This is a genomic window from Sinorhizobium psoraleae (genome assembly GCF_013283645.1).
Lineage (GTDB): Bacteria > Pseudomonadota > Alphaproteobacteria > Rhizobiales > Rhizobiaceae > Sinorhizobium > Sinorhizobium psoraleae.
Map to the genome: position 1 here is coordinate 624081 of NZ_JABEKV010000001.1, position 24430 is coordinate 648510.

A 24430-nucleotide genomic window follows, 5' to 3' on the forward strand; every position below is an offset into this window, starting at 1 on the left:
TGTTCTCTACAGCGACCTTAGCGCGTCCGATTGGACGCGCGGCGCGGTAGAGCATCTTATCCGCTTCTGTGATTCCATGTGAAAGCGGGATGCTCTATCCCTGAAGCGCAGCGCCCAGCAGTACAAGTCCAAGCACGAGCACCATCGCGGCGCCGGCGATCTCAATGCCGTTGGAAATGCGTGCTGCGGCAGAAGTGCTCGATGCGTAACGCACGGCAAAACCCTTGGCGGTGACGGCCATGGTAGCGAGGATCGAGACGGTGATCGCCGTGCCGATCGACATGGCGAAGACCGAGAGAACGCCGCCGAGATAAAGCCCGTTCAAGAGCGCGAAGGAGAGTACGATCAGTGCCCCGGAGCAGGGACGCAGGCCGACCGCGACGATTGCCGACCAGGCTTCGCTCAGCGCAAAACGATCGCCCTTCAGCATTGCCGGGTCGGGCGCATGCGCATGGCCGCAGGTCGCGCAGACCTCGCCGACAGCGTGCGCATGATGATGGTGGTGATCGCCATGGTCATGGTGGTCATGGACATGATCGTGCCCGGTATGCGAGGCGCCGGTGGTAGCAAGGGCAGGCCGCGCCATCAAGCGCAGCTTGCGAAAGACCAGCCAGCCTCCGAAAGCCGCGATCAGCGCGTAGCTGGCGACTTCCAGTGAATGGGTCGCGTCCGTCATGCTGATCGACGAGCCGCGCAACAGGAGATAGACGGCGCCGATCAGCAGGATCGCCACCACTCCTTGCAGCATCGACGATAAAAAGGAGAGAAGGACGCCGCGGCGAAGTTCCGTCTCGTTGGCGATCATGTAGGAGGAAATGACCGACTTGCCGTGCCCCGGTCCCGCCGCGTGGAAAACGCCGTAGGCAAAGGAGAGGCCGATCAGCGACCAGAGCTGCCACGGGTTCTCGCGCATGCCCTTGAGCGTGCCCGTGAGCAGCCGGTAGAAGCTCTGCTGCTCCATGTTCACCCAGGCAAAGAAACCGCCTAGGAAGCCCGTCGTCTGGACAGACGGTTCGGCGGTGCCGATGCCGAGCGGCGACTGGGCTGCGGCTGCCGTCGCCGAAAGGGCCGCGAGCAAGAGCGCAGCCGCCAGCGGTCCGCCAATCCTGCGTGGCTTTAGCATTTGATCTCGATCCTGGTTGCAAAGAGCTTCGACATGTCGGTGCCGGTAGGGTCGTTCCAGAAGGCGTCGGTCAGCGTGTCCTTGTTTTCGGCGAGCACTTCGTCGGGATCCGGCCGCACCACCTGATGTTCGCAAGCCTCGATCTTGTCGCCGACGACCGTCAGATCGTCATCGGTCGGGAAGTCCATCGCCGTGTACATCGTCGGGTCATAGACGCCGAAGGAGAGCTTGCCCTTGAGAGGCAGCGCTTCCGCTGGCTTGACCGCGAACATCATCAGGAGCTGGTTGTCCTTGTAGTCGACGGTAATGCTGTCGGGCTTATTCACCTTCACCGATTTGCCGTTGTCGGAAATCGTCGTGTAGTAATTGTATTCCGACAGGGATTCGAGAACCGTCTGGCCGACCTCCTTGAGTTCGTCCGGGTCGAGGGTCGCATTGGAGTTCTTGTCGAAGTCGAGCACGACGCTTGCGGAGAACAGTTCGTCGAAGCGCCAGACGTTGCGCAGCTCGCCGATCTCGCCCTTGTCGTCGGAAACGATCTCCAGCCGTGCTTCGGCGAAAATGTGCGGATGGGCGACAGCCAGGGCGGGCGCAACGAGCGTCGCGAGGCCGGCCATGACGAGGCGTTGCATTTTCATGGGAGTGGAAATCCTTTTTGGCCCGAGCCGGACGAATCGTCTTCCGAATGTACTGCAAATGGGACGGAATTGGGACTTGGCGATGCAGCGTTTCGCCCTGGCACGGTCATCGCGAGCGGAACCAGCCGTGGAGGAAATCGACGAAGGTGCGCACCTTGGCCGGCAGATAACGCCGATGAGGATAGATCGCGTAGATACCGCGGTCCTTCGGCAGGAAGTCATCGAACAACGTCACCAACTCACCGGAGAGGATCTTCGGCCGGGCGATGAAATCCGGAACCGGCGCAATCCCGATGCCGGTGACGGCGGCGCGCGCGGAGGCAAGCGGGCTGTTGACCTCGATCGGCCCGTTCACCGGGACGGTGAAGGTCGAGCCGTCCGGCTCGACGAAGCGCCAGTTCGAATAGGACCGGCCGTTGGTATCGAGAATGCACGGGATCTTCGAGAGTTCGCTCGGATGCTTGAGTGGGCCGACCTTCGCCACGAAGTCCGGCGAGGCGCAGAGCAGCACCTGGAAGTCGTCGAGTTTGCGGGCGATCAGTGTCGAATCCTCGAGTCGGGTGATGCGGACCGCCACGTCGAAGCCTTCTTCCACAAGATCGATGAAGCGATCGTCCGATACGATTTCGAGCGATAATTCAGGATGCTGTTTGCCGAAGTCGATCAGCGACTGGCCGATTTCCGCATCCACGAATGTCCGCGGCACGGTGATACGCAGCCGTCCGCGCAGATCGGAATTGTTGGCGCGCACGAGATCGGCGAGGTTGTCGATTTCCTTCAGGATCTCGGAGGCCGTTCGGTAGTAGGTGTGGCCGGCCTCGGTCAGCGAGAATTGCCGCGTCGTGCGGTTCAGCAAAAGGGCGCCGAGCTCGTCTTCCAGTTCACGCACGTATTTCGACAGAAGCGCCTTGGATTTCCCGACGCGCCGGGCGGCCGCGGAAAAGCCTTCCGCGTCCACGACGTCGATGAAGGCACGGATTCGGGTCAAGGTGTCCATGGCTGACCTTCTTTCATCTCATATTCGCCGGGCTGATTCGCCCGCAATCTCTCGCCTGCCGGAGGACGTGTGCGACGCCGGGCCGCCTGCGCTCGACCTTGCGCCGGTTTGTGTCTGCGCCCTTGCTTCGCATTTCGGAGGAAGTCCTTTTGTCTGCAATGGCTTAGCGCGGCCGTTCCGGCAGGTTCGATTGTTCAGTGAATGTGAACACCGACAATGTCGTCGGGTTCGGAAAAAATTCAACTGCGGAACGCAAAAAACTCTTGATTACGACAAGGTTTTTTCTTACCTACGCCCTTGCCCAAAGTCGCACGTGCCTGTGGGTGTCCGCCGACCCTCGATTAGGTGAGGTTATCGGTAAGGTACCTGGAACTAACCCCTCCAGTCGCTATTCCGGCCAACCGGGAAATGCGAGGACATCTTGAAGCAACGACGGTGCGGGCCTTTCTGGTGTCTGCCGGCTTTCCAACAGCCGGGGTTACTGAAGAGGCACACCTTCATTGCCGGAAGTGCGGTTGGGATACTCCCTCCAATCCATGGCAGACAAAGCCGAATCTTAGCCTTCGCGGGCTTCGATTCACCGTTTCGCGCATCGAGCGCATGCATGGTTCCGGGGTCTCCACCGGCTGGCACCAGTGCAAGCGCGCGTATGCCCTTTGTCCTCCACAGTTGTGGAGTCTAATGGATCAGGGGAATATGGCTATGACCACCGCACGCATCATCGACTTCCTGAACACCCGACGACCGGAAGGCCCGTGCCTCGTTGTCGACCTCGACGTCGTGCGCGACAATTTCAAGGCCTTCCGCCACGCGCTGCCCGACAGCTCGATCTATTATGCCGTCAAGGCCAACCCGGCGCCGGAAATCCTGCGCCTTCTCGCCGGTCTCGGTTCCAATTTCGATTGCGCGTCCGTCGCTGAAATCGAAATGGCGCTTGATGCCGGTGCGACCGCTCAACGCATTTCTTATGGCAACACCATCAAGAAGGAGCGCGATATTGCCCGCGCTTTTGCGCTGGGCGTGTCCCTTTTCGCGGTCGACAGCCATGAGGAAGTCGAGAAGGTCGCGCGTGCCGCTCCCGGCGCACGCGTTTTCTGCCGCGTGCTGACCGATGGCGAAGGTGCGGAATGGCCGCTGTCGCGCAAGTTCGGCTGCGTGCCGCAGATGGCCGTCGACGTGCTCGTCTACGCACATCAGCTCGGCCTCGTCTCCTACGGCGTGTCGTTCCATGTCGGGTCGCAGATGACGAAGCTCGACGCCTGGGATTCGGCGCTTGCCGACGCCAAGCGCGTGTTCGTGCAGCTCGCCAAACAGGGCATCGAGCTCAAGATGGTCAACATGGGCGGTGGCTTCCCGACGAAGTACCTCAAGGACGTGCCGTCGGCCGAAGCCTATGGCCAGGCGATCTTCGGTGCGCTGAAGAAGCACTTCGGCAATAAGCTCCCGGAGACGATCATCGAGCCGGGCCGGGGCATGGTCGGCAATGCGGGTGTGATCAAGGCGGAAGTCGTGCTTGTTTCGAAGAAGTCGGACAACGACAATCACCGCTGGGTCTTTCTCGACATCGGCAAGTTCGGCGGTCTCGCCGAGACGATGGACGAGGCGATCCGCTACCCGATCCGCACGGCACGCGACGCCGACGTGATGGAGCCCTGCGTGCTCGCCGGCCCGACCTGCGACTCGGCCGACGTGCTCTACGAGAAGAACATGTACCCGCTACCGATCTCGCTGACGATCGGCGACGAGGTTCTGATCGAAGGCACGGGCGCCTACACGACGACCTACTCGGCCGTCGCCTTTAACGGCTTCGAACCGCTGAAGGCCTATGTGATCTGATCCTGCCTGCTCCCGCGATGAAGTGGGAGCGGCAATTTCACAATTCCTATCCGATCCGCCTGAAGCGGTTTTGATGACGGGAGGCCCCGATGGCCGCTGTTGTTGATGCCATGCGCGCGTTCTTCGCGCCGTCCACCTTTGTGATTGACTCCGAAAATCCGGGCGACGTCGTCGCACGCGAAAGCCTGCTCGACCGCGCGATGGGCCCGGACCGTCGCCGGAAGTCATCGGAAAAGCTGCGCCGCGGCCGCGTACCGGCCGAGGGGCTTGCCCTTGTCGCGCGCGACCAGGACGGTCACGTGATCGGCACGGTCCGTCTTTGGAATGTCGAGGCGGGCGTGAACCCGGAAGGCCATCCCGTTCCCGCGCTTCTCCTCGGCCCGCTTGCCGTCGACCCGGCGCATGAGGGCAGGGGCATCGGCGGCATGCTGATGCGGGTGGCGATCCAGGAAGCCAAGAACCGTGGTCATGGCGCAATCCTGCTCGTCGGCGACGCCGCCTACTACGAACGTTTCGGCTTCTTCGCCGCGCGGGCGCAGCATCTCGTCATGCCGGGACCGTTCGAGCGTAACCGTTTCCTGGCGCTTGAGCTCAAGGACGGTTGGCTCGATGGCGCGGCTGGATTGCTGGTGGCGAGCGGCCGCAAGCTCGCCCTGCCGCCGCTCAAGCGCGCCGCCTGAGATCTCCGCCTCTCACCCTGCGGAGGCGGACAACGAACAGCGCTCCTGCGCCGGAATGGCGCGGGGGCGCTGTAGTGTTTTGGGGGCGCTGCTTCCGGCCGCGTTGCCTTCACGTTCGGGACGCCGATTGTTTCCTGGCATCGTAGCAGACAAAAGGAAGTTTGTTGCCATCTGGGTCACGCACGTAGGCCGCGTAAAAGCCATCGCCATATTGCGGGCGGAAGCCGGGTTTCCCCTCGTCCCGGCCCCCGCACTCCATCGCGATCTCGAACATCCGGTTGATCAAGTCTGCGCTTTCGATGAGAAGGGCCGTCATCCCTCCGCCCCCAGGAGGTAACCTGTTCATCACAATAGCAGCGCTCCTGACCGATCAGCGCCATCAACGGGTCGTAAAATCGCTCGGCCCGCTTCAGATCCGTTGTTCCGACCATCGTGTATCCGATCATGCGCCGTCCTCCGATGCCGCAGGTTAGTTCGCAGCGCGCCGGTAAAATGCCAGCGATCCCGCAAGTGCCAGGAGGGCGCCTCCACACACACGATCGAGCCAGATGGCGCCGGATCGCTTGAGGAACCGGACCGCTTGGGAGCCGATCAGCGCATAGCCGAACATCACCACGAAATCGATCGAAGCGAAGACGGTGGCGAGTACCGCGTATTGCGACGCCTGCGGCAGGGCAGGCTCGATGAACTGCGGCAGGAAGGCCGAGAAAAACAGATAGCCCTTCGGATTGGTGACTGCGACAAGGAAACTCTTGAGGAAGATCGCGCGTGTCGTGGCCGCGCCGCCATCGCTCTCGCGATCGGTGGCGATGTCCAGTGTGCCGCGGGAGCGCAGCAGCATGATGCCGAGGAACGCGAGATAGGCGGCTCCCAGCCATTTGACGACCGTGAACCAGAACTCGGACGCGGCCAGCAGCGCGCCGAGACCAAGCGCCACGGCGCCGATCAGCACGAAATCGGACAGGACGGCGCCGATCATGCCTGACATCGCCCGTTTTACGCCATGGCGAGAGCCATTGGTGAGCGCAAGAAGCACGGTTGGTCCGGGGGTCGCGATGCCGATGAAAGCGACGAGCGCGAATGCAAGAATGGTGACTTCACTCATGGTGTCCTCCCTTCGCGACGCAAAGTCCTCTCACAGCTTTGGCGTGCGCGCAAGCGTGGTTCGCCTCCTTGGTGAGGTCGTCGCCATCGTTGCTGCGAGCGACGCGCGTTTGACAGCCTTCCTGCCTTCCCCTATGGAGGCGATGGGCGAGGGCCCCAGCCGTCCGCGAGCTTGAAGCTTTGGTGAAGTCCCTCTTTTCGACACGGTCACGCCGAAACGGCATGCGAACCGATGGCAATGCGGGCACCCATCCTGAAATTGCATGCCGCAACAGGAGACCCTGTCATGACGCATGGAAAACCGACGCTCCCCGCACTCGATGCGCTGAAGGAGCAGGCTAGGCGCCTGCGGTCGCGGCTCGCGGCCGAGGGCGAAGCGATCAGCCACTCCAGGTCGCTCGAACTCGTCGCCGCGCAATACGGCTACCGCGACTGGAATACGCTTCACGCCGCCGCCGGCAACCGCCAGCCGTTCAATCCCTGGATGCTGGGGTCGCGGGTGAAGGGCCACTATCTCGGCCAGGCTTTCGAGGCGGAAATCCTCTCGGTCCATGCGATAAGCGCCGAGCCGAGCCGTTATCGCCTGACGTTCAAGTTCCACGAGCCGGTCGACGTCGTGACGTTCGAAAGCTTCTCGGCGTTTCGCCAGAGGGTGACGGCGACGATAGACGAAAACGGGCGGACGGTCGAAAAGACCTCGAACGGGCGGCCGCATCTGGAACTCGAGTGGTGAGGCTTACGGTGAAGCGGATTGCAATTCGCCCCTCATCCGGCTGCCGCCACCTTCTCCCCGCAGACGGGGAGGAGGGACATTGGCGGCCGCTTCGCCACCAAATCAAGGAATAATTATTGCCGTCTGGCGTCCCCTCGCCCCGCTTGCGGGGAGAGGGCTAGGGTGAGGGGCCTTCAGCCTGCACTGCGGAAGACAGGCTATCCAGCAAGATCCACCACGCCGCAGTCGCCGGCCGCCGAACCGAAGGCGAGCTGGCGGCCGTTCTTGCTCCACGCCATGGCAGTGATTGCACCTTTGCCAGGTCGGCGCAGCAGCACTTCCTTGCTGTCGGCGAAGCGGGCGGCGAGGATCATGCCGTCCTCGTAGCCGATAGCGACGACGTCCTCGGCCGGATGGCAGGCGACCGCCGTCACCATGATGTTGGCGCGGGTGCCGAGTTCGAGCGGCGCCTTGCCCATCGGTCCGTCCTTGCCCTGGAACGGCCAGACGATAGCGGCTGGCGCGCCGGAAGAGGCAAGCCACTTCCCCTTGGCTGACCAGGACAGCGACTTCACCTTGGCCGGATAGCCGGTCATGCGCATGTGGCGCGCTTCGGCCCCCGCCTTGGCATCGAGCTTCCATCCGTGCAGCGCGTTCTCCTGCATGCTGGTGACGACGAAACGGCCATCGGGAGAAAATGTGACGCCGGTGTGGGCGCCCTTCCATTCGAGATCGGCCGGCTGGCCGGCGATCGCCACCCAATGCATGGACACACCGTTGTACCGGGCAACGGCGATGCGCAGGCCTTTCGGTGCAAAGGCAATGCCCTCGACCGTGCGCTCCTCGGGAAAATCCTTTGTCGTGCCGTCCGCAAGGCGAACATGTGTCGTCTTGCCATAGGCATAGGCGACGGCGCCCTGGGGCCCGGCCGCGACCTGCGAAATCCACTTGCGTGGCGCTTCGGCAACGAGGCTTGTCGTGCCGTCGGCGAGAATGCGCATGACCTTGCCATCCTCGCCGCCGGTCAGAAGGCTGTCGTTCGCTTCGTCACGGTCGAGCGAGAGCAGGCCGTCATGGGCTTCAATGGTCCTGTGACCATGGTCGAGGCGATGGATGGTGCCGGAGGCTTCGGCGAAGAAGGGTGTGTCCTTGAGGAAGGCCACGCCGACGACGTGGCCTTCGAGATCGAGCGGAGCGACTGTCGGCATTAGTTGGCCAGGCTCTCTTGTTTATTCGGGCTCATGCCTGGACCTCGCAGGCCTTGAAGGTGCGCTCGAGCTTCTCGCGGTCGAGATCGCGGCCGATGAAGACGAGTCGCGTCTCGCGCTTTTCGCCGTCCTTCCAGGCGCGCTGGTGGTCGCCCTCGATGATCATGTGCACGCCCTGGACCACATAGCGCTCGGCATCGCCGGCAAAAGCGATGATGCCCTTCAGCCGCAAGATATTCGGACCGTCGGTCTGGGTGATCTTCTGGATCCACGGAAAGAAGCGATCGGGGTTCATTTCGCCGCCGCGCAGCGAGATCGACTGCACCGTCACGTCGTGAATGGGCGAGGGGCCATGATCGTGGTGATGATGGTGATGGTGATGGTCATGATGATCGTGATCGTGGTGATCATGATCATGATGGTGGTGGTCGTGATCGCAGTCGGGACCACAGACGTGATCGTGATGCTCATCCTGATCGAGGAAGTGCGGATCGTTTTCGAGCGCCTTCTCGAGATTGAAGGCGCCCTGGTCGAGCACCTTCGTCAGGTCGATCTCGGAGCGCTGTGTGCGGTATATGCGAGCGGACGGGTTGATGACGCGCACAGTCGCCTCGATCCGCTCCAGCTCTTCCGGTGTCACCAGATCGGTCTTGTTCAAGAGAACGACATCGGCGAATGCGATCTGGTCCTCGGCCTCGCGGCTGTCCTTGAGACGCAGCGGCAGGTGCTTGGCGTCGACCAGTGCGACGACCGCGTCGAGCTCGGTCTTGGCGCGCACGTCGTCATCCATGAAGAAGGTCTGCGCGACCGGCACCGGATCGGCAAGGCCGGTGGTCTCGACGATGATCGCATCGAAGCGGCCCGGACGGCGCATCAGCCCCTCGACCACACGGATGAGGTCGCCGCGGACCGTGCAGCAGACGCAGCCGTTGTTCATCTCGTAGATTTCCTCGTCCGACTCGACGATCAGGTCGTTGTCGATGCCGATTTCGCCGAACTCGTTGACGATAACCGCGTATTTGCGACCGTGGTTCTCGCTGAGGATGCGGTTGAGGAGCGTCGTCTTGCCGGCGCCGAGATAGCCCGTGAGCACAGTGACGGGGATCGGCTTCTGCGTGGATGTTTCGGTCATGGGAGCCTCGAGGATTGGCGATGCGCCGCGGGCATCAATGTCGCGTCCTCATATAGGAGATGACGGGACAATGCGCAAATAGTGGCGGACGATTTCGTCGCGCGCTCGCCTCTCGTCCTTCGCTCGAAATGCTATCGTCATCACGCCCGGGTCGCCGGAGCTCCAGACCGGCTTTCCGAGTTGCAAGCGAGCGCCAGACCGCCGATGACGCCCATCGTCACGAGGAGGTTCTCCGGATGTTGTCGTGTCTGCCCGCGGGCGAACATCGGTCTTAGGCAAGTTCGTCGACGTCGAAAGCGTTCACGTCCTCAAGCAGTTCGATGATGCCTTTCACCGCGTGGGCGAGGAGGAGATCACCACGCGCGGCAGTCGCCGCGCCGGCGTTGCCGGCGGCGCCCTCCCGGTTAAGGTCGGACATCTTCCAGCCGAACGCATGCGGACCGTAGGCGCGCAAATGCTTGAAGCGGGCGGTGAAGTCGCTCTGGCGGGAGGGAAACCGGGCGGCCCGCGTCGTGTCCACCCTGTCCGGGTGGAGCGCCAGCATGACCGACGTCTCGATGTCGCCGCCGTGGACGTCGAGCGCCTTGTCCTCGGCGCTGATCCACCCTTCCGGCTGCCCGAAACGGGTCCAGCTCGTCGCGACCGCGAGCATGTTGAAGCGCACCCGCGCCTCGGTCGCGACGATCGTCATCAACGGCGAGTTGCCGCCGTGGGCGTTCAGCATCACGAATTTGCGGATGCCGAGACGCTGGAGGTTTTCGGCAATCCCGAGCCAGCGGCCGATCGCCTCGTCATAGGCGAGCGTGCGCGTGCCGGGCGCATCCATGTGTTCTACCGAATAACCGACGGGTTCGACCGGGAGGAACGTCGCCGGCAGGTCCTGGGGGAGCGCCGCAATGACGCGCCGAACGATGCCCTCGGCGATCAGCCGATCGGTTTCGACGGGAAGATGCGGCCCATGCTGCTCGTGCGCGCCGAGCGGCAGCACCGCGATCCATTCCTTCCGCTCGGAAGGTGCGAGGTCTGCGGGATTATCGTTCCAGTGGGCCTCGGGCATCGACATTTCTCTTCGGTTCTCCGTCCCGATTGTCGTAAAATTGTTATTTGAGTCATACAGTTCGTAATCACAAGCTGTATTGCTATAAAGGGAAGTGTACGGGATTCGGCGGGAGGTCCAATGGGCAAGAAGAGCAAGGCCGAAAAGAAAGGCAAGAACGGCAAGAAGAGGGACGAGCTTGCCGTCGAGCCGCACGACCTTGCTTCAGTTCTTGTACAGGCGGCGCGCTCGATGCGCACCGTACTTTCCCGCAATCTGCATGAAAGCGGCCTTTATGCGGGGCAGGATGGCGTGATGCTCGCGCTGGCCGAGACCGACGGCCTGACGGCAGGCGCTCTCGCTGCAAAGCTCGGCGTCAAGGCGCCGACGATGACACGCACGATCGGCCGCATGGAGGCGCAAGGCTTCCTGGAACGCCGCCCGGACGAAGAGGATGCGCGGCTGACCAAGGTCTACCTGACCGCGCCAGGGCGTGAGCGGCTGCAGACAATTGCGGAGGCCGGGCAGCATTCCGAAAAGCTCGCCACACGGGGCCTGACCGACAAGCAGGTGCGTACCCTCCTCAAACTTCTGCGCGTGGTCGACAGCAATCTGCAGGCGGCAAGGGCGCCCGATTGATCCGTGCCCCTGCGGTGACACTTCCCGATTGCGGCGGCGATTTAAACAGTTTAAAGAGGATTTAAAACGGGCTGACGACATCGGTTGAAATTGGGGGGCATAGTGGCGCAAAAGGTCAAGCTTTCGACAATCGCGGAAACCCTCGGCCTTTCAACGGCGACAGTATCCCTGGCATTGCGTGACAGCCCGCTGGTGGCGACCGTTACGCGCGACAAGATCAAGGAGCAGGCACGGGCGCTCGGCTATATATACAATCGCCGCGCCGCCAGCTTGAGGACGTCGCGTTCGGGGATCATCGGTGTCGTCGTGCACGACATCATGAATCCGTTCTACGGTGAAATCCTCAAGGCGATCGAGGCTGAACTCGATCGCGACAAGCAGACCTTCATCCTCTCCAATCATTACGATTCCGTCGAGAAGCAGCGCGACTTTATCGAGACGCTGCTGCAGCTTGGCGGCGACGGCGTCATCATGTCGCCGGCGATCGGCACCCCACCTGAAGATATCCAGCTTGCCGAGGACAACGGCATGCCGGCGATCCTGATCGCCAGGTCGATCGAAGGACTCGACGTGCCGATCTTCCGCGGCGATGACGCCTATGGCATTTCGCTCGCGACCAATCACCTCATCGGGCTCGGCCACCGCTGCATCGCAATGGTCGGCGGCACCGACCAGACCTCGACCGGCCGCGATCGCTATCAGGGCTATGTGAACGCGCTGCGCAAGGCGAATATCGACGTCGATCCCGACTTACGCATTCCCGGTCCTCGCTCCAAGCAGGGCGGCTTCGAGGCGGCGGTGCATCTTTTGTCGCTGCCGCAAAAGCCGACGGCGGTCGTCTGCTGGAACGACCTGGTGGCGATCGGCATGATGAACGGCATCGCCCGCGCCGGGCTGGTGCCGGGTGTCGATATTTCGGTTACCGGGTACGACGATCTCGAGGAAGCTTCGATTGCGACTCCGGCGCTGACGACAGTCTGGAACGGTCAGGCCGACGTCGGCCGCAGCGCGGCGCGGGCGCTTCTCGACAAGCTCTCCGGCAGCCATGAGCCGGACGGCATCCACCTGATAAAGCCGGAAATGCGCATTCGCCAGTCGACCGGTCCGCTCCGCGTCACCGCCTGAAAAGGTTCCTGAAAGGAGCATCCATGTCCGAGAGCCGTCCCAGAATTCTCGTGCCCGGCAAGATCAACCAGCGCATTCTCGACCGGCTCCCTGAAATGTTCGAGATCGTGCGCATGGAACGGGCCGATGCGGAGCTGGTGGCGCCGGACATGGCGGATGTCGTCGGCATAGCGGTCTCCGGCCGCCTGCCGGTGGACCTCATGGATGCATTTCCTCATCTCGAAATCGTCGCCAATTTTGGCGTTGGCTATGACGGCGTCGACGTTACCCGCGCGGCGGCGCGAGGAATTGTCGTCACAAACACGCCGGATGTCCTGACCGAGGAAGTCGCCGATACCGCGATCGGCCTACTCATCAACACGCTGCGGCTCCTGCCGCAGGCAGAGCAATGGCTGCGGCAGGGCCGCTGGATCCGGGAAGGGGCCTTTCCGCTTTCCCCGCTCTCGCTCCGGGGGCGCAAAATCGGGCTCTTCGGCCTGGGGCGGATTGGCCTTGCGATCGCAAGGAGACTCGAAGCCTTCGGCGTCTCGATCGCCTACCACACACGCACGCCGCGCGAGGGGCTAGCCTTTGCATATCATTCGAGCCTCAAGAGTCTTGCCGAAGCGGTCGACACGCTGATCGTGATCGTACCGGGCACGTCAAGCACACTGAAGGCCGTCAACGCCGATGTTCTGGCGGCGCTCGGGCCGCAGGGCGTGCTGATCAATGTGGGCCGCGGCTCGACCGTGGACGAGGCCGCGCTGGTGGCGGCCCTCCAGAACGGTGTCATCGCGGGAGCGGGGCTCGATGTCTTCGAAAATGAGCCACATGTGCCGGAGGCCTTGCTGGCCCTTCCGAACGTGTCGCTTCTGCCGCATGTGGCATCCGCGTCTGTGGTGACCCGCAATGCAATGTCCGATCTCGTCGTCGACAATTTGAAGGCGTGGTTTTCGACCGGAGAGGCCCTCACGCCGGTCGTTGAAACGCCGTTCCGGCGCAAAGGCTGAAAGCGCATTCCAGGAAAAGTGTGTAACGTTTCCGTCCGGAATTGCGTGGTCTCAAAGAGCCAGCGAGATCAGGCCTTCGCCTCTCTATAGCCACGCACCGCATCACCAAAGGCCTTGAAAAGCGAGGCCGAGGGCGCATCGGTCTTCACCCAGTATTCCGGATGCCATTGCACGCCGACGGCGAAGGCCTTGGCGCCGATGACCGACACCGCCTCTATCGTACCGTCGTCGGCTACCGCTTCGACGGCGAGGCGCGGCGCGGTCGCGGCGATCGCCTGCCGGTGCAGGGAGTTGACCCTGATGCGGCCGACGCCGAGAACGGGCGCCAGGCAGCTTCCTTCCTTGACGATCACGTCCTGGCGAATGCCGTAGGCGACGTCGAGTTCGGGGACATCGGGCTTGCGATGATCCCAGATGCCCGGCTGGTCCTGGATTTCGGTCGCGAGCGTGCCGCCGAGGGCAACGTTGAGCTCCTGAATGCCGCGGCAGATGGCGAGCAGCGGAATGCCGCGATCAAGCGCGCGGCGGATCAGCGGCAGGCTGGTGGCATCGCGACCGGGATCGAACGGACCGTCAGCGTCCGTCGCTCGCCTTCCGTAGAGGGAAGGGTGGACATTGGAGCGTGCGCCGCTGGCGAGAACGCCGTCGACGCGATCGAGGATCTCATCGATGTCATTGCCGGTTTCCAGCGCGGGAATGAGAAATGGCATGACACCAGCGCCTTCGACCGCCGCACGCACATATTGATGGGCGGCAACATGCCAGACATTGCCGTCGAATTCGCGAAAGTCGCAAGGGACCGCAACGACAGGTTTCGACATCATCAAACTCCGTTTCCGTTCGAAAAAGCCTTGCAGTCAGATATTGGTTAAAGTCAACTATGGAGAATCGTTGCCGATGATCCGCGGCCGGCGACCCGGTTCGTCCGGCGGCTCCGGAGATGAGCGCGGCAGGAATTAAGGGCATTTCTTCAAGGTCGGGTAACCATTTCATCCGGAAAAAAGCAGCGGCGCCTCAGCCAGTCGAAGAAATGTGCAAGTCGCAGTCCGAATTTCTGACGCAGAAATACTATGCTTGGTTGTGAAAGCCGGGCTTATTTCGAGTCTTCTACAATACTGGGTTGAATCGGTGCATCTACCCCAATGCCGTTTTGCAAGCTATCCTGCAATTTGGCAGGTCTTTCGGGAAGTTAGGCGAAATCTTTCGTTAAGTCCTCGACCTTAACAATCCGGCAAACCCGGAGCTTGGTTCATGATGCCCAATGAACGGGGCGCTCTTCCGACAGATGTCTACCTGTCGTCTGTGAGTTCGCTCTATGAACATCGCCGGACGCTGGTGATCGGCATGCTGTCGCATGTCGTGACCTTCCTGCTTGTCTTTCTCAAGACCTCCGATCCCCTTCTATCTGACCTGCGCCGCGACTATTGTCGTCGTTTGGGCGCTGCGCAACATCGACATGGCCCGGTTCGACCGGCAGGATTTTTCCGGCGCCGACAACGCGACCGTCAGAAAATGGGAGAACCGATACATCGTCGGCGGCGTGAGCGTGACGCTGACCTGCGGCATTGCCTGCGGATATGCAATCGCCGTCAGTCAGGATTCCTTCTCCGAACTGGCGTGCATTTCGGTGACGCTCGCGTCTATGATCTCGCTTGTGGGCCGGAACTATGGTTCCGAACGGGCAGTCCTTTTGTTGTCGTCGGCGGCCTGCCTGCCGATCGTGGTCGGTCTCTTGACCCTGCAAGACCCCTACATGCTCGTCCTGGCGGTGCTGATATTGCCTTTCATCCTGACCACCTGGACGATGGCGAACAATGTGCGCGCCTTTCTTTACGAGAATGTCCTCGCCGCGCGGGAAATCGCGACGATTGCCGGGCAGTTCGACGCGGCACTCAACAACATGACCCACGGGCTTTTCATGCTCGACGGCCACAATCGCATCGTGGTCGCGAATGAACGCGCCTGCGAACTCCTGAGGCTCGGCGACAAGGCCGATCTCAAGGACCGCCTGCTCAGCGAAGTGCTGGAACATGCCGCCGACCGCATGTCGCTTGGCGCGGACAACAAGGACAAGATCGCGCGGCAGCTCGATTTGCTCATCCAGGGAAAGCGGTCGCGAGCGCTGATCTCCACGTCACAGGACCTCTCGCTCGAATTTTCGGCGAATCGACGCGACAACGGCGAGATCGTGTTGATCTTCGAGGATGTGACGGCACGCGTGCAGGCGGAAAAGCAGATCCTGCAGATGGTTCGCTTCGATACGCTGACGGGACTGCCGAGCCGAGACTATTTTGCCGAACTTGCCCATAACGCGATGCTTGCCAATGGCGGGCATCAGCGCGACGTGGGCTTTCTCCTCGTCGACGTGGCGGAATTCAAGCACGTCAACGATACACGAGGGCATATCGTCGGCGACAAGCTGCTTCAGGCGATCGCCGAACGCCTCAAGAGCCTTGCGGGCAACGATGCGATTGCCGCCCGCCTGATGGGCGACGAGTTCGTGGTCTTCTTTCCCAACAAGGCAAATGCCTCCGATCTGGAAGACCGGATCCGGGCCGTGCATGCCGGCATGCGTGGCATTTACGTGGCCGGCGGCTTCACGTTCAACATGACCATGAGCGCCGGCTTCGTCATCGTGGAAAGCGGCGATTTCCGTTTCGAGGAACTGCAGATCAAGGCGGATCTGGCGCTCTCGGAGACCAAGGCAAAGAACAAGGGTGGCTGCACGGCCTTCGAAGGCGAGATGGACGCCCGCTATCTCGACCGGCAGAAGCTCAAGAGCGATCTGCGCGACGCGCTCGCCGCAAATAGCTTGAGCCTGTCCTACCAACCGATGTTCACTCCGGACGGATCGCGGATCGAATGCTGCGAGGCGCTGGCGCGTTGGACGCATCCGGAGCGTGGGCCTGTGCCCCCGAACGTGTTCATCCAGCTTGCCGAAGAGATGGGGGTCGTCACCGACATCACGCGCTATGTTCTGCGCCAGGCATGCACGGACTGCATGCGCTGGCCGGCGGACGTATCCGTGTCGGTCAACCTTTCGGTCCTCGATCTCAGGGGCGACGAGATCGCTTCAATAGTCACCGAGGCACTGCGGGAAACGGGGCTGGACCCGGCGCGGCTGCACCTCGAAGTGACGGAAAGCTGCCTGATGGATGAGCCGACCAAGGTCCAGGGCATCCTCCGAGACCTGCATGACCGCGGCATAACCATCGCCATCGATGATTTCGGGACCGGCTATTCGAGCCTCAGCTATCTCGATGCGCTGCCTGCGGGCATCATCAAGATCGATCGGTCCTTCGTTCGCAACATCCGTGAAGACGCGCGCCGCTTCAAGCTGCTGCGGGGCACCGCCAATCTCGCCCGTGCCCTTGGCCTGAAAACGGTTGTCGAGGGCGTGGAGACTGCGGATCAGCTGCAGCTGATCAATGAGTTCAACTGCGCCGATCTGATACAGGGTTATGTCTTCGCAGCACCGATGCCGGCCTCCGCAATCGACGCCTTGTGCAAGCAAGGTGCACGGAAACGAGCCACGAAGTCGTCCAGCCAACGCATCGCCTGACGCCGTGTCTTAACCCTGGCGCATTCGTTTCAAGATCTGCCGCGCTCCGCAATTCCGCCCGCAGCGGCCTCTCGCCGATGGTTTTCGGTCCTCAACTTGCGGATTTACCATAAAACTTAACCCTTTGTTAAGGTTAACAAAAGGTTAAGTGCAGTCTGTGTCATTTTGTGGTTGCCACCTCGTCAACCGTCAATAGGTTAACCCTTTGTTAACTATGGGGGTCGATTGATGGGTGCTGATGGGCGCCAGGCGGAGCCTGGGATTTTTTCCGAGAAGCTGATGCAACTGCTCGATCGCGTCGAATACAGGCGCGTCGAAACCGGCGAGGACATGGAAGACATCGCGCGGCTCAGGTACAAGGCTTACAAGGCCGTCAACCTGATGGAGCTGACAGGGTCGACACTGATCGATGACCTCGACTTCGACAGCCATGCCTATGTCTTCGGCATCTACCTCGACGAAAGCCTGGTCAGCACGGTGCGTGTCCATCACGTGACGCCGGACCATCGGGCAAGCACGTCCGGAATTATCTTCGGTCCGGAGATCGATACCTTCCTGGACGCGGGTATGGTGCTGATCGATCCGGGCCGGCTTGCCGTGGACCCTGAGGTGCTAGGCGACGAGATGCGGGCGCTGCCCTATCTGACGCTGCGGCCGGTCGCGATGGCTTGTGAATATTTCACCGCCGACCGCTGCCTGACGGCTTGCCGACCGCGCCATGCGGCCTTCTACAAGCGTATCTTTGCCTCCGAGACGGTCGTGGCGTGCCGGGAAAATCTGGGTGTCTACAATGCCGACGGCGCCCTGCTGGTCGCGCGGGTGCGTGGTCAACGACCCTCCATCCTCGATCGCTATCCGATTTTCGACTCCGAACCGTTCGAGCGGCGGATGATGTTTGCGGACCGCAACGAGGTGCCGTTCGCGCCGCTGACGATCCTGCCGACCGCGCGAATTGCGCAAGGCGGCTACCGTCGCGCCTCCTCTCGCTTCTCCGCGAGCGGCTGACGACCGAATGTTTCCTTAAATCGCAGCCGGTTTAAGAATAAAAACATGCAGGATGCAAAATGCTACAGCGCCCATTGCGCGTCCGATTTGGACGCGCGGCGCTGTAGGCAGGTCGGTTCCAGCCAACGAAAGAGCGCGAACAGGATATCGTTTATGCCGCAGTCTTGCGGGCGAGTTTTCGTTGCGCATGGCTTTCGCATTGTGTATGCGGAGCTAAAGGACTGTCTGCTCACATGCCCGGCAGGCGGTTCCGTCGTGGATCAAGTTTGAAAGGCGGACGGGGCCACTGGCCGCGCCCCGCAGCATTCTGGGAGAATTGGACGATGGCAGAGCATCATTCGGGACCGGTCGAAACGGGCGCTCCGATGGACTATTCCGAGCATGAGAAGACCTACAACCTCTTCCTGAACGCGACGAAATACGGCACGTTGTTCTGCGCAACGCTGCTAATTGCGATGGCTGCGGCCTTCTTCACGACGATGGGCTTCTTCAGCTCGCTCGTGCTGTTGATCATCCTCAACGTGGCCGGTTTCTTCCTTCTTCGCTGACCGGTTTCTCTGACATTCCTTGCCGGTTGCGGGGCAGGAGGGCGCCCCGTCTCCGGCCGTCGGACGCAATCCGGCTCTACCTCACCGCGTGAGGAACGTTTTCGGCGGCGGGCGCGCCCGCCTTCGACGGAAGAGTGCCTGTCACCATGGATGCGGCCCGCCATAAGGGTGGTCGCTCCAGCAGTCGAACAAGATACTCGTGGTCCGGCCTCGGCTCGATTGCGAGTCGGGAGGGGACTTGTGAGCGAGGTTGTCTTTATCGCCAAGGAAACGGATGCGCACGAAGGGCGCGTCGCGGGTTCGGTCGAAAGCATCAAGAAACTGAAGTCGCTGGGCTTCGACGTGGTCGTCGAGGCCGGCGCCGGCCTGAGGTCGCGCATTCCTGATGCGGAATACGAGAAGGTTGGCGCGCGCATCGGGCCGACGGCGGATGCCGCGAGCGCCGACGTGGTGCTGAAGGTGCGCCGGCCCACAAACGCCGAGATCGCGAGCTACAAGTCCGGCGCGATCGTCATCGCGATCATGGATCCCTATGGCAACGAGGCCGCCATCGCGGCGATGGCCGGCGCGGGCTTGACCTCCTTCGCCATGGAACTGATGCCGCGCATTACCCGGGCGCAGTCGATGGACGTCTTGTCGTCCCAGGCCAACCTCGCCGGCTATCAGGCGGTGATCGACGCGGCTTGCGAATATGATCGGGCGCTGCCGATGATGATGACGGCGGCTGGCACCGTGCCGGCGGCGAAGATCTTCGTCATGGGCGCCGGTGTTGCCGGTCTGCAGGCGATCGCCACCGCGCGGCGTCTCGGCGCTGTCGTCTCGGCCACCGATGTCAGGCCCGCCGCCAAGGAGCAGGTCGCCTCGCTCGGCGCCAAGTTCATCGCCGTCGAGGACGAAGAGTTCAAGGCGGCCGAGACCGCCGGCGGCTACGCCAAGGAGATGTCGAAGGAATATCAGGGGAAACAGGCCGCGCTTGTCGCCGAGCATATCGCCAAGCAGGATATCGTCATCACCACGGCGCTGATTCCCGGCCGGCCGGCGCCGCGTCTGGTCACGCGCGAGATGCTGAAGACGATGAAGCCCGGCTCGATTGCCGTCGACCTCGCGGTCGAGCGTGGCGGCAATGTCGAGGGCGCGGAAGCCGGCAAGGTCGTCGCCGTCGATGGCGTCAAGGTCATCGGCCACTTGAACGTGCCGGGCCGCATCGCCGCTTCCGCCTCGCTGCTCTACGCCAAGAACCTCGTCACCTTCCTCGAGACGATGGTCTCGAAGGAGACCAGGGCGCTGGCGCTCAACATGGAGGACGAGCTCGTCAAGGCGACGGCGCTGACCCACGGCGGGGCCGTGGTGCACCCAGCCTTCGGCGGCGCGAAAGAGGGGGACAAGTGATGGCGAATGAACTTCTCGACAAGGCGCTCACCGATCTCGAACGGGCGGTCGAAGCGGTCAGGACCGCGGCCGAATACGTGCCCGATGCGGCCGGAGCGGTCGCGCATGGCGCCACCGGCGGCGCTATCGATCCTTTCGTCTTCCGTCTCGCGATCTTCGTATTGGCGATCTTCGTCGGTTACTACGTCGTGTGGTCGGTAACGCCGGCCTTGCATACGCCGCTGATGGCGGTGACCAATGCGATCTCCTCGGTGATCGTCGTCGGCGCGCTGCTGGCGGTCGGGATCTCGGCTTCGGGGCTTGCCACCGGTTTCGGCTTCGTCGCGCTGGTGCTTGCCTCGGTCAACATCTTCGGCGGCTTCCTGGTCACCCAGCGCATGCTCGCCATGTACAAGAAAAAAGACAAGTGAGGCCGGCCGATGAACGCTAATTTCGCAGCCTTCCTCTATCTCGTCTCCGGCGTCCTCTTCATCATGGCGCTCCGCGGCCTTTCGCACCCCACCACCAGCCGCCGGGGCAACACCTACGGCATGATCGGCATGGGCATCGCCATCGTTACGACGCTCTTTCTGGCGCAGCCGTCGGTCGGCGGGTTCCTGCTGATCGTGCTTGGACTTGCGCTCGGTGGCGGTGCCGGCGCCTACATCGCCAAGCGCATTCCGATGACGGCGATGCCGCAGCTCGTTGCCGGCTTCCATTCGCTCGTCGGCCTTGCCGCGGTACTGGTGGCCGCCGCTGCGCTCTATGCGCCGTCCTCGTTCGGCATCGGCGAGATCGGTGCGATCCACGCCCAGGCGCTCGTCGAAATGGCGCTCGGCGTCGCCATCGGCGCGATCACCTTCACCGGCTCGGTCATCGCCTTCCTGAAGCTCGACGGCCGCATGTCGGGCAAGCCGATCCTTCTGCCCTACCGCCATGCGATCAACATCGCGCTCGTCGCCCTCGTCGTCTTCTTCATCATCGGGCTGGCACTGACCGAAAGCCATTTCGATTTCTGGGCGATCGTTCTCCTGTCGCTGGTGTTCGGCGTTCTGATCATCATCCCGATCGGCGGCGCCGACATGCCGGTGGTCGTGTCGATGCTCAATTCCTATTCCGGCTGGGCGGCGGCCGGCATCGGTTTCACCCTCGGCAACCTGGCGCTGATCATCACCGGCGCGCTGGTCGGCTCGTCGGGTGCGATCCTCTCCTACATCATGTGCAAGGGCATGAATCGCTCGTTCGTCTCGGTGATCCTCGGCGGCTTCGGCGGCGAGACGGCGCAAGCCGGCGGCGACGACGGCATCCAGCGGACCGTCAAGCAGGGCTCGGCCGACGACGCCGCCTTCCTGATGCAGAACGCCTCGAAGGTGATCATCGTGCCGGGCTACGGCATGGCGGTGGCACAGGCGCAGCACGCGCTCCGGGAACTCGCCGACAAGCTCAAGGAAAATGGCGTCGAGGTCAAATACGCCATCCACCCGGTCGCCGGGCGCATGCCCGGCCATATGAACGTGCTGCTCGCCGAGGCCAACGTGCCCTATGACGAGGTTTTCGAGCTCGAGGATATCAACTCGGAATTCGCCCAGGCCGATATCGCCTATGTCATCGGCGCCAACGACGTCACCAACCCGGCAGCGCGCGACGACAAGACCTCGCCGATCTACGGCATGCCGATCCTCGACGTCGACAAGGCCAAGACCTGCGTGTTCGTCAAACGCTCGCTCGGCTCCGGCTATGCCGGCATCGACAACACGCTGTTCTACAAGGACGGCACGATGATGCTGCTCGGCGATGCCAAGAAAGTCACCGAGGAAATCGTCAAGGCCATCAATCACTGACGAGATCGCAGAATTCAGACGGAGATGCCCGCCGCGAGGCGGGCATCTTTGTGTTTGAACGCCACGCAATTCCGGACGGGGAAACTTACACACTTCTCCTGGAACTGCTCAGCTCCATCCGAGGCTCCGCCTGACGGGTAAACGATCGTCGCCTGCGATCGGTGGCGAGCCTGAGTCTTTAAGATCAGCCGATGACATGCGGCTTCAGCAGATCCTGAAGACCGACGTTGCGATACATTTCCGCCCGAACACGGTCGGCGACGCCATTACGATTTCCGCGCCGTCCTGAGAGGGATCGACGTGTGTACGGAAAGGACGGGTGCCGAACGGCATTTTGACGATATCGACGATGGCAGCCGCAACGGCGCCCGCGTCAGCATCGGCCGGCTCGAGTGCGGCCAAGCCCGTCAGCGCCTGTTCGGGCACACCCTTGTACGGACCTTCGGTATATTCGCCGGCACGCGCCGTATCCGCCGGTGTGCCGGAATGGGCGAAGTGGTTGGTTCCCCTGGTGAAGGCGCCCGGGACGATGATGGCGGTTTCAATGCCCCAACGGGTGAGTTCGGAGGCGTATGAGACCGCGAGCAAGTCCATCGCGGCCTTGGCGGCGAAATAGGGCGCCAGGAAAGGCGGCGTGCCGCCGCGCGTGCTCGAAGACGAAACCCATACAACCAGCCCCTTGCCCCGCTTGCGCATGTGGGGAAGGGCAGCCCGGTTCACGCGCTGCGTCGAGAGCACGTTGACGTCGTAAAGCGCGGCGAACTGGTCCGGCGTGAACGCTTCGGCGGGACCGAAGGACATGTGCCCGGCATTGTGCGCGATTACATCAATCCGACCCTGATCGGCGACGATCTTGGCGATCGCCGCGTCGACGGAGTCGTCGGAGATGACATCGAACTCGATTGGCCGAAGATCGACGCCATTCTCGACGGCGAATGTTTTCGCCGCCTCGGGCTGGGCCGCGTTGCGGCCGTCGGTTGCGCGCATGCCGGCATAAACCACATGCCCCGCCTTTGCGAGTGCACGGCGGTGAGGGCGCCAAAGCCGCTGGAGGCGCCGGTAATGACGATAACGTCCTTGCTCATGAGTTGATCTTCCATTGGGTTGAATTGAATGGGTACGCTCAGGCGACGCCGCCGTTAGCGCGCAGGACCTGGCCATTCACCCAGCCGGCGTCGGGACCGGCGAGGAAGGCGACGACATTGGCGATGTCGTCCGGTTGGCCCAGCCGTTCGAGCGGCGGCATCTTGGCGAAATTGCCGATCAGCTCGTCGCTCTTGCCGGTAAGGAAGAGATCGGTGGCGATCGGGCCGGGGGCGACGGCGTTGACGGTGATGTTGCGACCGCGCAGTTCCTTCGCGAAGACGCGGGTGAAGGCTTCGACCGCCGCCTTGGTGCCGTTATAGGCAGCGTAGCCGGGCATGTTCAGCGCCAACGTCGTCGATGAGAAATTGACGATCCGGCCACCATCTCGCATCCGCCCTGCGGCCTCGCGCATCGTGTTGAACGTGCCCTTTGCGTTGATTGCGAAATGGCGGTCGAATTCGTCATCGCCGGTGTCGGCGAGCGTGGCAGTCTTCAGTATACCGGCATTGTTGACGAGGAGATCCACGCCCCCGAACGCCGTTTCCGCAGCATCGAACATCCGGCGCACGGCTTCGGCGCTGCTGACATCCGCCTTGGCGGTCAGGGCGCGGCCGCCTCTCTCCTCGATCCTGCGCGCCAGCGCCTCGGCGGGCGCGGCTTCGCCGGAATAGTTGATGACGACGGTAAAGCCATCCCTTGCCAGGCGTTCGGCGATGGCGGCGCCAATGCCGCGCGAGGCGCCAGTGACGATTGCAACCTTGTTCGTATTTGCAGACATCTCTTCTCTCCTTCGATTGAAGCGCATTGCGTGTTGACAAGGAGAAGATGCCCCTGTTTCGATTGCGGATAATCATGCGTTACTCGCCAACACTATCCGGATTAATCGAACAATGGACAGATTGGATGCCATGCGGGTCTTTTCCCGCGTCGTCGAGCGGAGAAGCTTCACGCTCGCCTCTGAAGATCTCGGCCTGCCGCGCTCGACCGTGACCGATGCGGTCAAGCAACTCGAGGCGCGGCTCGGCGTGCGGCTCCTGCAGCGCACGACGCGGCATGTCAGCCCCACGCTTGATGGCGAGGCCTATTATCAGCGCTGCATCGCCATTCTGGACGATATCGAGGATGCTGAGGGTGCGTTTGCCGGGGCGAAGCCAAAGGGGCTTCTCAGGGTCGATGTTCACGGCGCGCTGGCACGACACTTCGTACTACCCAGCCTTCCGGCCTTTCTCGAAACGTATCCGAATATAGAACTCTACATGAGCGAAGGGGATCGCTTGGTGGATCTGGTTCGGGAGGGCATCGACTGTGTGTTGCGTGTCGGTGAGCCACAAACAAGCGACATGATCGGACGGCGCGTGGCGATGCTCGATGAGATCACTTGCGCCTCCCCGGCGTATATCGCGCGTTTCGGCCTGCCGAGCGCGATCGACGACCTCGATAGACACAGGATGATCGGGTTTCGCTCCTCGGCGACGGGCAATCTGCTGCCGCTCGAGTTTGTCGAGGAGACGGTTGTTCGCACAGTTACGCTGCCGGCAACCATCGCTGTCAACGCGGCGGAAAGCTTCGTGGCGGCGGCGCGGCTGGGGCTTGGCCTCATTCAGGTGCCGCGCTACCACGTCGAGAGCGACCTGGAAAACGGCACGCTTGTCGAGGTGTTGAAGCATTGCCGGCCGACGCCGACGCCGGTCTCGCTGTTTTATCCGCGCAGTCGGCAGCTTTCGCCGCGCGTGCGCGTGTTCATCGATTGGTTGGTCAGGGTGTTCGCTGAGAAGCGCTCCGTCGATGCGATGTCGTAAGA

At 62.3% G+C, this 24430-nt stretch carries 22 protein-coding genes and 2 pseudogenes; 13 read left to right on the forward strand and 11 right to left on the reverse strand.

The genetic code is table 11. The annotated features are described in order from the left end of the window. Nucleotides 1-94 precede the first annotated feature (94 nt). From ILFOPFJJ_RS02825 to ILFOPFJJ_RS02835, 3 genes are all read right to left on the reverse strand, one after another. On the reverse strand, nt 95-1123 hold the full coding sequence (locus ILFOPFJJ_RS02825; protein ID WP_173509055.1) for a nickel/cobalt transporter: 1029 nt from the start codon (nt 1121-1123) through the stop codon (nt 95-97). Further along, nucleotides 1117-1761 (reverse strand): DUF1007 family protein, encoded by a 645-nt coding sequence (locus tag ILFOPFJJ_RS02830; protein WP_173509056.1) that lies wholly within the window; start codon nt 1759-1761, stop codon nt 1117-1119. The genes ILFOPFJJ_RS02825 and ILFOPFJJ_RS02830 overlap by 7 nt, the downstream gene beginning before the upstream one ends. 106 nt (nt 1762-1867) lie before the next feature. After that, nucleotides 1868-2758 (reverse strand): LysR family transcriptional regulator, encoded by an 891-nt coding sequence (locus tag ILFOPFJJ_RS02835; protein ID WP_173509057.1) that lies wholly within the window; start codon nt 2756-2758, stop codon nt 1868-1870. Between the two features lie 696 nt (nt 2759-3454). On the opposite strand from ILFOPFJJ_RS02835, the gene odc2 reads away from it, so the two are divergent. Both odc2 and ILFOPFJJ_RS02845 read left to right on the forward strand, forming a co-directional pair. Further along, nucleotides 3455-4594 carry an ornithine/lysine decarboxylase gene (gene odc2, locus ILFOPFJJ_RS02840; RefSeq protein WP_246299453.1) on the forward strand — a complete coding sequence of 380 codons (1140 nt, stop codon included), beginning with the start codon at nt 3455-3457 and terminating at the stop codon, nt 4592-4594. Between the two features lie 89 nt (nt 4595-4683). Then, entirely contained in the window at nt 4684-5274 is a 591-nt protein-coding gene (locus tag ILFOPFJJ_RS02845) for a GNAT family N-acetyltransferase (RefSeq protein WP_173509059.1), read from the forward strand. Nucleotides 5275-5383: 109 nt separating this feature from the next. Here ILFOPFJJ_RS02845 and ILFOPFJJ_RS34920 read toward each other — a convergent pair whose 3' ends face one another. Continuing rightward, complete coding sequence (locus ILFOPFJJ_RS34920; protein ID WP_246299455.1) at nt 5384-5590, reverse strand: VOC family protein; 207 nt, start codon at nt 5588-5590, stop codon at nt 5384-5386. Between the two features lie 153 nt (nt 5591-5743). Further along, a complete protein-coding gene (locus tag ILFOPFJJ_RS02855; protein WP_173509060.1) occupies nt 5744-6379 on the reverse strand; it encodes a LysE family translocator in 636 nt (211 codons plus the stop codon). A gap of 285 nt (nt 6380-6664) precedes the next feature. Between ILFOPFJJ_RS02855 and ILFOPFJJ_RS02860 the strand changes: the two genes are divergently transcribed. After that, entirely contained in the window at nt 6665-7111 is a 447-nt protein-coding gene (locus tag ILFOPFJJ_RS02860) for a glyoxalase superfamily protein (RefSeq protein WP_173509061.1), read from the forward strand. Nucleotides 7112-7308: 197 nt separating this feature from the next. On the opposite strand, the gene ILFOPFJJ_RS02865 is transcribed toward ILFOPFJJ_RS02860, so the two are convergent. The 3 genes from ILFOPFJJ_RS02865 to ILFOPFJJ_RS02875 all read right to left on the reverse strand — a co-directional run bounded on the left by ILFOPFJJ_RS02865 (nt 7309) and on the right by ILFOPFJJ_RS02875 (nt 10493). After that, nucleotides 7309-8298, reverse strand: coding sequence for a WD40 repeat domain-containing protein (locus ILFOPFJJ_RS02865; RefSeq protein ID WP_173509062.1), 990 nt, complete (start codon nt 8296-8298; stop codon nt 7309-7311). Between the two features lie 31 nt (nt 8299-8329). After that, nucleotides 8330-9430: a CobW family GTP-binding protein gene (locus ILFOPFJJ_RS02870; protein WP_173509063.1), complete on the reverse strand. Its 1101-nt coding sequence runs from the start codon at nt 9428-9430 to the stop codon at nt 8330-8332. A 271-nt stretch (nt 9431-9701) separates the two neighbouring features. Then, nucleotides 9702-10493, reverse strand: coding sequence for a creatininase family protein (locus ILFOPFJJ_RS02875; RefSeq protein ID WP_173509064.1), 792 nt, complete (start codon nt 10491-10493; stop codon nt 9702-9704). Between the two features lie 114 nt (nt 10494-10607). Here ILFOPFJJ_RS02875 and ILFOPFJJ_RS02880 point away from each other — a divergent pair, with 114 nt between their 5' ends. From ILFOPFJJ_RS02880 to ILFOPFJJ_RS02890, 3 genes are all read left to right on the forward strand, one after another. Next, nucleotides 10608-11105, forward strand: a complete 498-nt coding sequence (locus ILFOPFJJ_RS02880) for a MarR family winged helix-turn-helix transcriptional regulator (protein ID WP_173509065.1) — start codon at nt 10608-10610, stop codon at nt 11103-11105. Nucleotides 11106-11207: 102 nt separating this feature from the next. Further along, nucleotides 11208-12230 carry a LacI family DNA-binding transcriptional regulator gene (locus ILFOPFJJ_RS02885; RefSeq protein ID WP_173509066.1) on the forward strand — a complete coding sequence of 341 codons (1023 nt, stop codon included), beginning with the start codon at nt 11208-11210 and terminating at the stop codon, nt 12228-12230. Nucleotides 12231-12253: 23 nt separating this feature from the next. Continuing rightward, nucleotides 12254-13219, forward strand: a complete 966-nt coding sequence (locus tag ILFOPFJJ_RS02890; RefSeq protein WP_173509067.1) for a 2-hydroxyacid dehydrogenase — start codon at nt 12254-12256, stop codon at nt 13217-13219. A gap of 68 nt (nt 13220-13287) precedes the next feature. Here the strand turns inward: ILFOPFJJ_RS02890 and ILFOPFJJ_RS02895 are convergent, their stop codons facing one another. Continuing rightward, nucleotides 13288-14040 (reverse strand): gamma-glutamyl-gamma-aminobutyrate hydrolase family protein, encoded by a 753-nt coding sequence (locus tag ILFOPFJJ_RS02895; RefSeq protein ID WP_173509068.1) that lies wholly within the window; start codon nt 14038-14040, stop codon nt 13288-13290. 430 nt (nt 14041-14470) lie between these two features. On the opposite strand from ILFOPFJJ_RS02895, the pseudogene ILFOPFJJ_RS02900 reads away from it, so the two are divergent. The 6 genes and pseudogenes from ILFOPFJJ_RS02900 to ILFOPFJJ_RS02925 all read left to right on the forward strand — a co-directional run bounded on the left by ILFOPFJJ_RS02900 (nt 14471) and on the right by ILFOPFJJ_RS02925 (nt 21543). Beyond that, nucleotides 14471-16781 (forward strand): annotated as a pseudogene (locus ILFOPFJJ_RS02900) (putative bifunctional diguanylate cyclase/phosphodiesterase). Nucleotides 16782-17009: 228 nt separating this feature from the next. Further along, a complete protein-coding gene (locus tag ILFOPFJJ_RS02905; RefSeq protein ID WP_173509069.1) occupies nt 17010-17786 on the forward strand; it encodes an N-acyl amino acid synthase FeeM domain-containing protein in 777 nt (258 codons plus the stop codon). Nucleotides 17787-18109: 323 nt separating this feature from the next. Further along, entirely contained in the window at nt 18110-18334 is a 225-nt protein-coding gene (locus ILFOPFJJ_RS02910) for an aa3-type cytochrome c oxidase subunit IV (protein ID WP_173509070.1), read from the forward strand. Between the two features lie 240 nt (nt 18335-18574). Further along, nucleotides 18575-19723, forward strand: coding sequence for a Re/Si-specific NAD(P)(+) transhydrogenase subunit alpha (locus ILFOPFJJ_RS02915; RefSeq protein WP_173509071.1), 1149 nt, complete (start codon nt 18575-18577; stop codon nt 19721-19723). Then, the gene (locus ILFOPFJJ_RS02920) at nt 19723-20133 is read left to right on the forward strand and encodes an NAD(P) transhydrogenase subunit alpha part 2 (protein WP_012709410.1); all 411 of its coding nucleotides are present in this window, start codon (nt 19723-19725) and stop codon (nt 20131-20133) included. The genes ILFOPFJJ_RS02915 and ILFOPFJJ_RS02920 overlap by 1 nt, the downstream gene beginning before the upstream one ends. Nucleotides 20134-20142: 9 nt before the next feature. Next, the gene (locus ILFOPFJJ_RS02925) at nt 20143-21543 is read left to right on the forward strand and encodes an NAD(P)(+) transhydrogenase (Re/Si-specific) subunit beta (RefSeq protein WP_173509072.1); all 1401 of its coding nucleotides are present in this window, start codon (nt 20143-20145) and stop codon (nt 21541-21543) included. A gap of 184 nt (nt 21544-21727) precedes the next feature. On the opposite strand, the pseudogene ILFOPFJJ_RS02930 reads toward ILFOPFJJ_RS02925, so the two are convergent. Together ILFOPFJJ_RS02930 and ILFOPFJJ_RS02935 are read right to left on the reverse strand one after the other, a co-directional pair. After that, nucleotides 21728-22628 (reverse strand): annotated as a pseudogene (locus ILFOPFJJ_RS02930) (SDR family oxidoreductase). Nucleotides 22629-22666: 38 nt separating this feature from the next. Further along, entirely contained in the window at nt 22667-23407 is a 741-nt protein-coding gene (locus tag ILFOPFJJ_RS02935) for an SDR family oxidoreductase (RefSeq protein ID WP_173509073.1), read from the reverse strand. 112 nt (nt 23408-23519) lie between these two features. Here ILFOPFJJ_RS02935 and ILFOPFJJ_RS02940 point away from each other — a divergent pair, with 112 nt between their 5' ends. After that, entirely contained in the window at nt 23520-24428 is a 909-nt protein-coding gene (locus ILFOPFJJ_RS02940) for a LysR family transcriptional regulator (RefSeq protein WP_173509074.1), read from the forward strand. Nucleotides 24429-24430 lie beyond the last annotated feature (2 nt).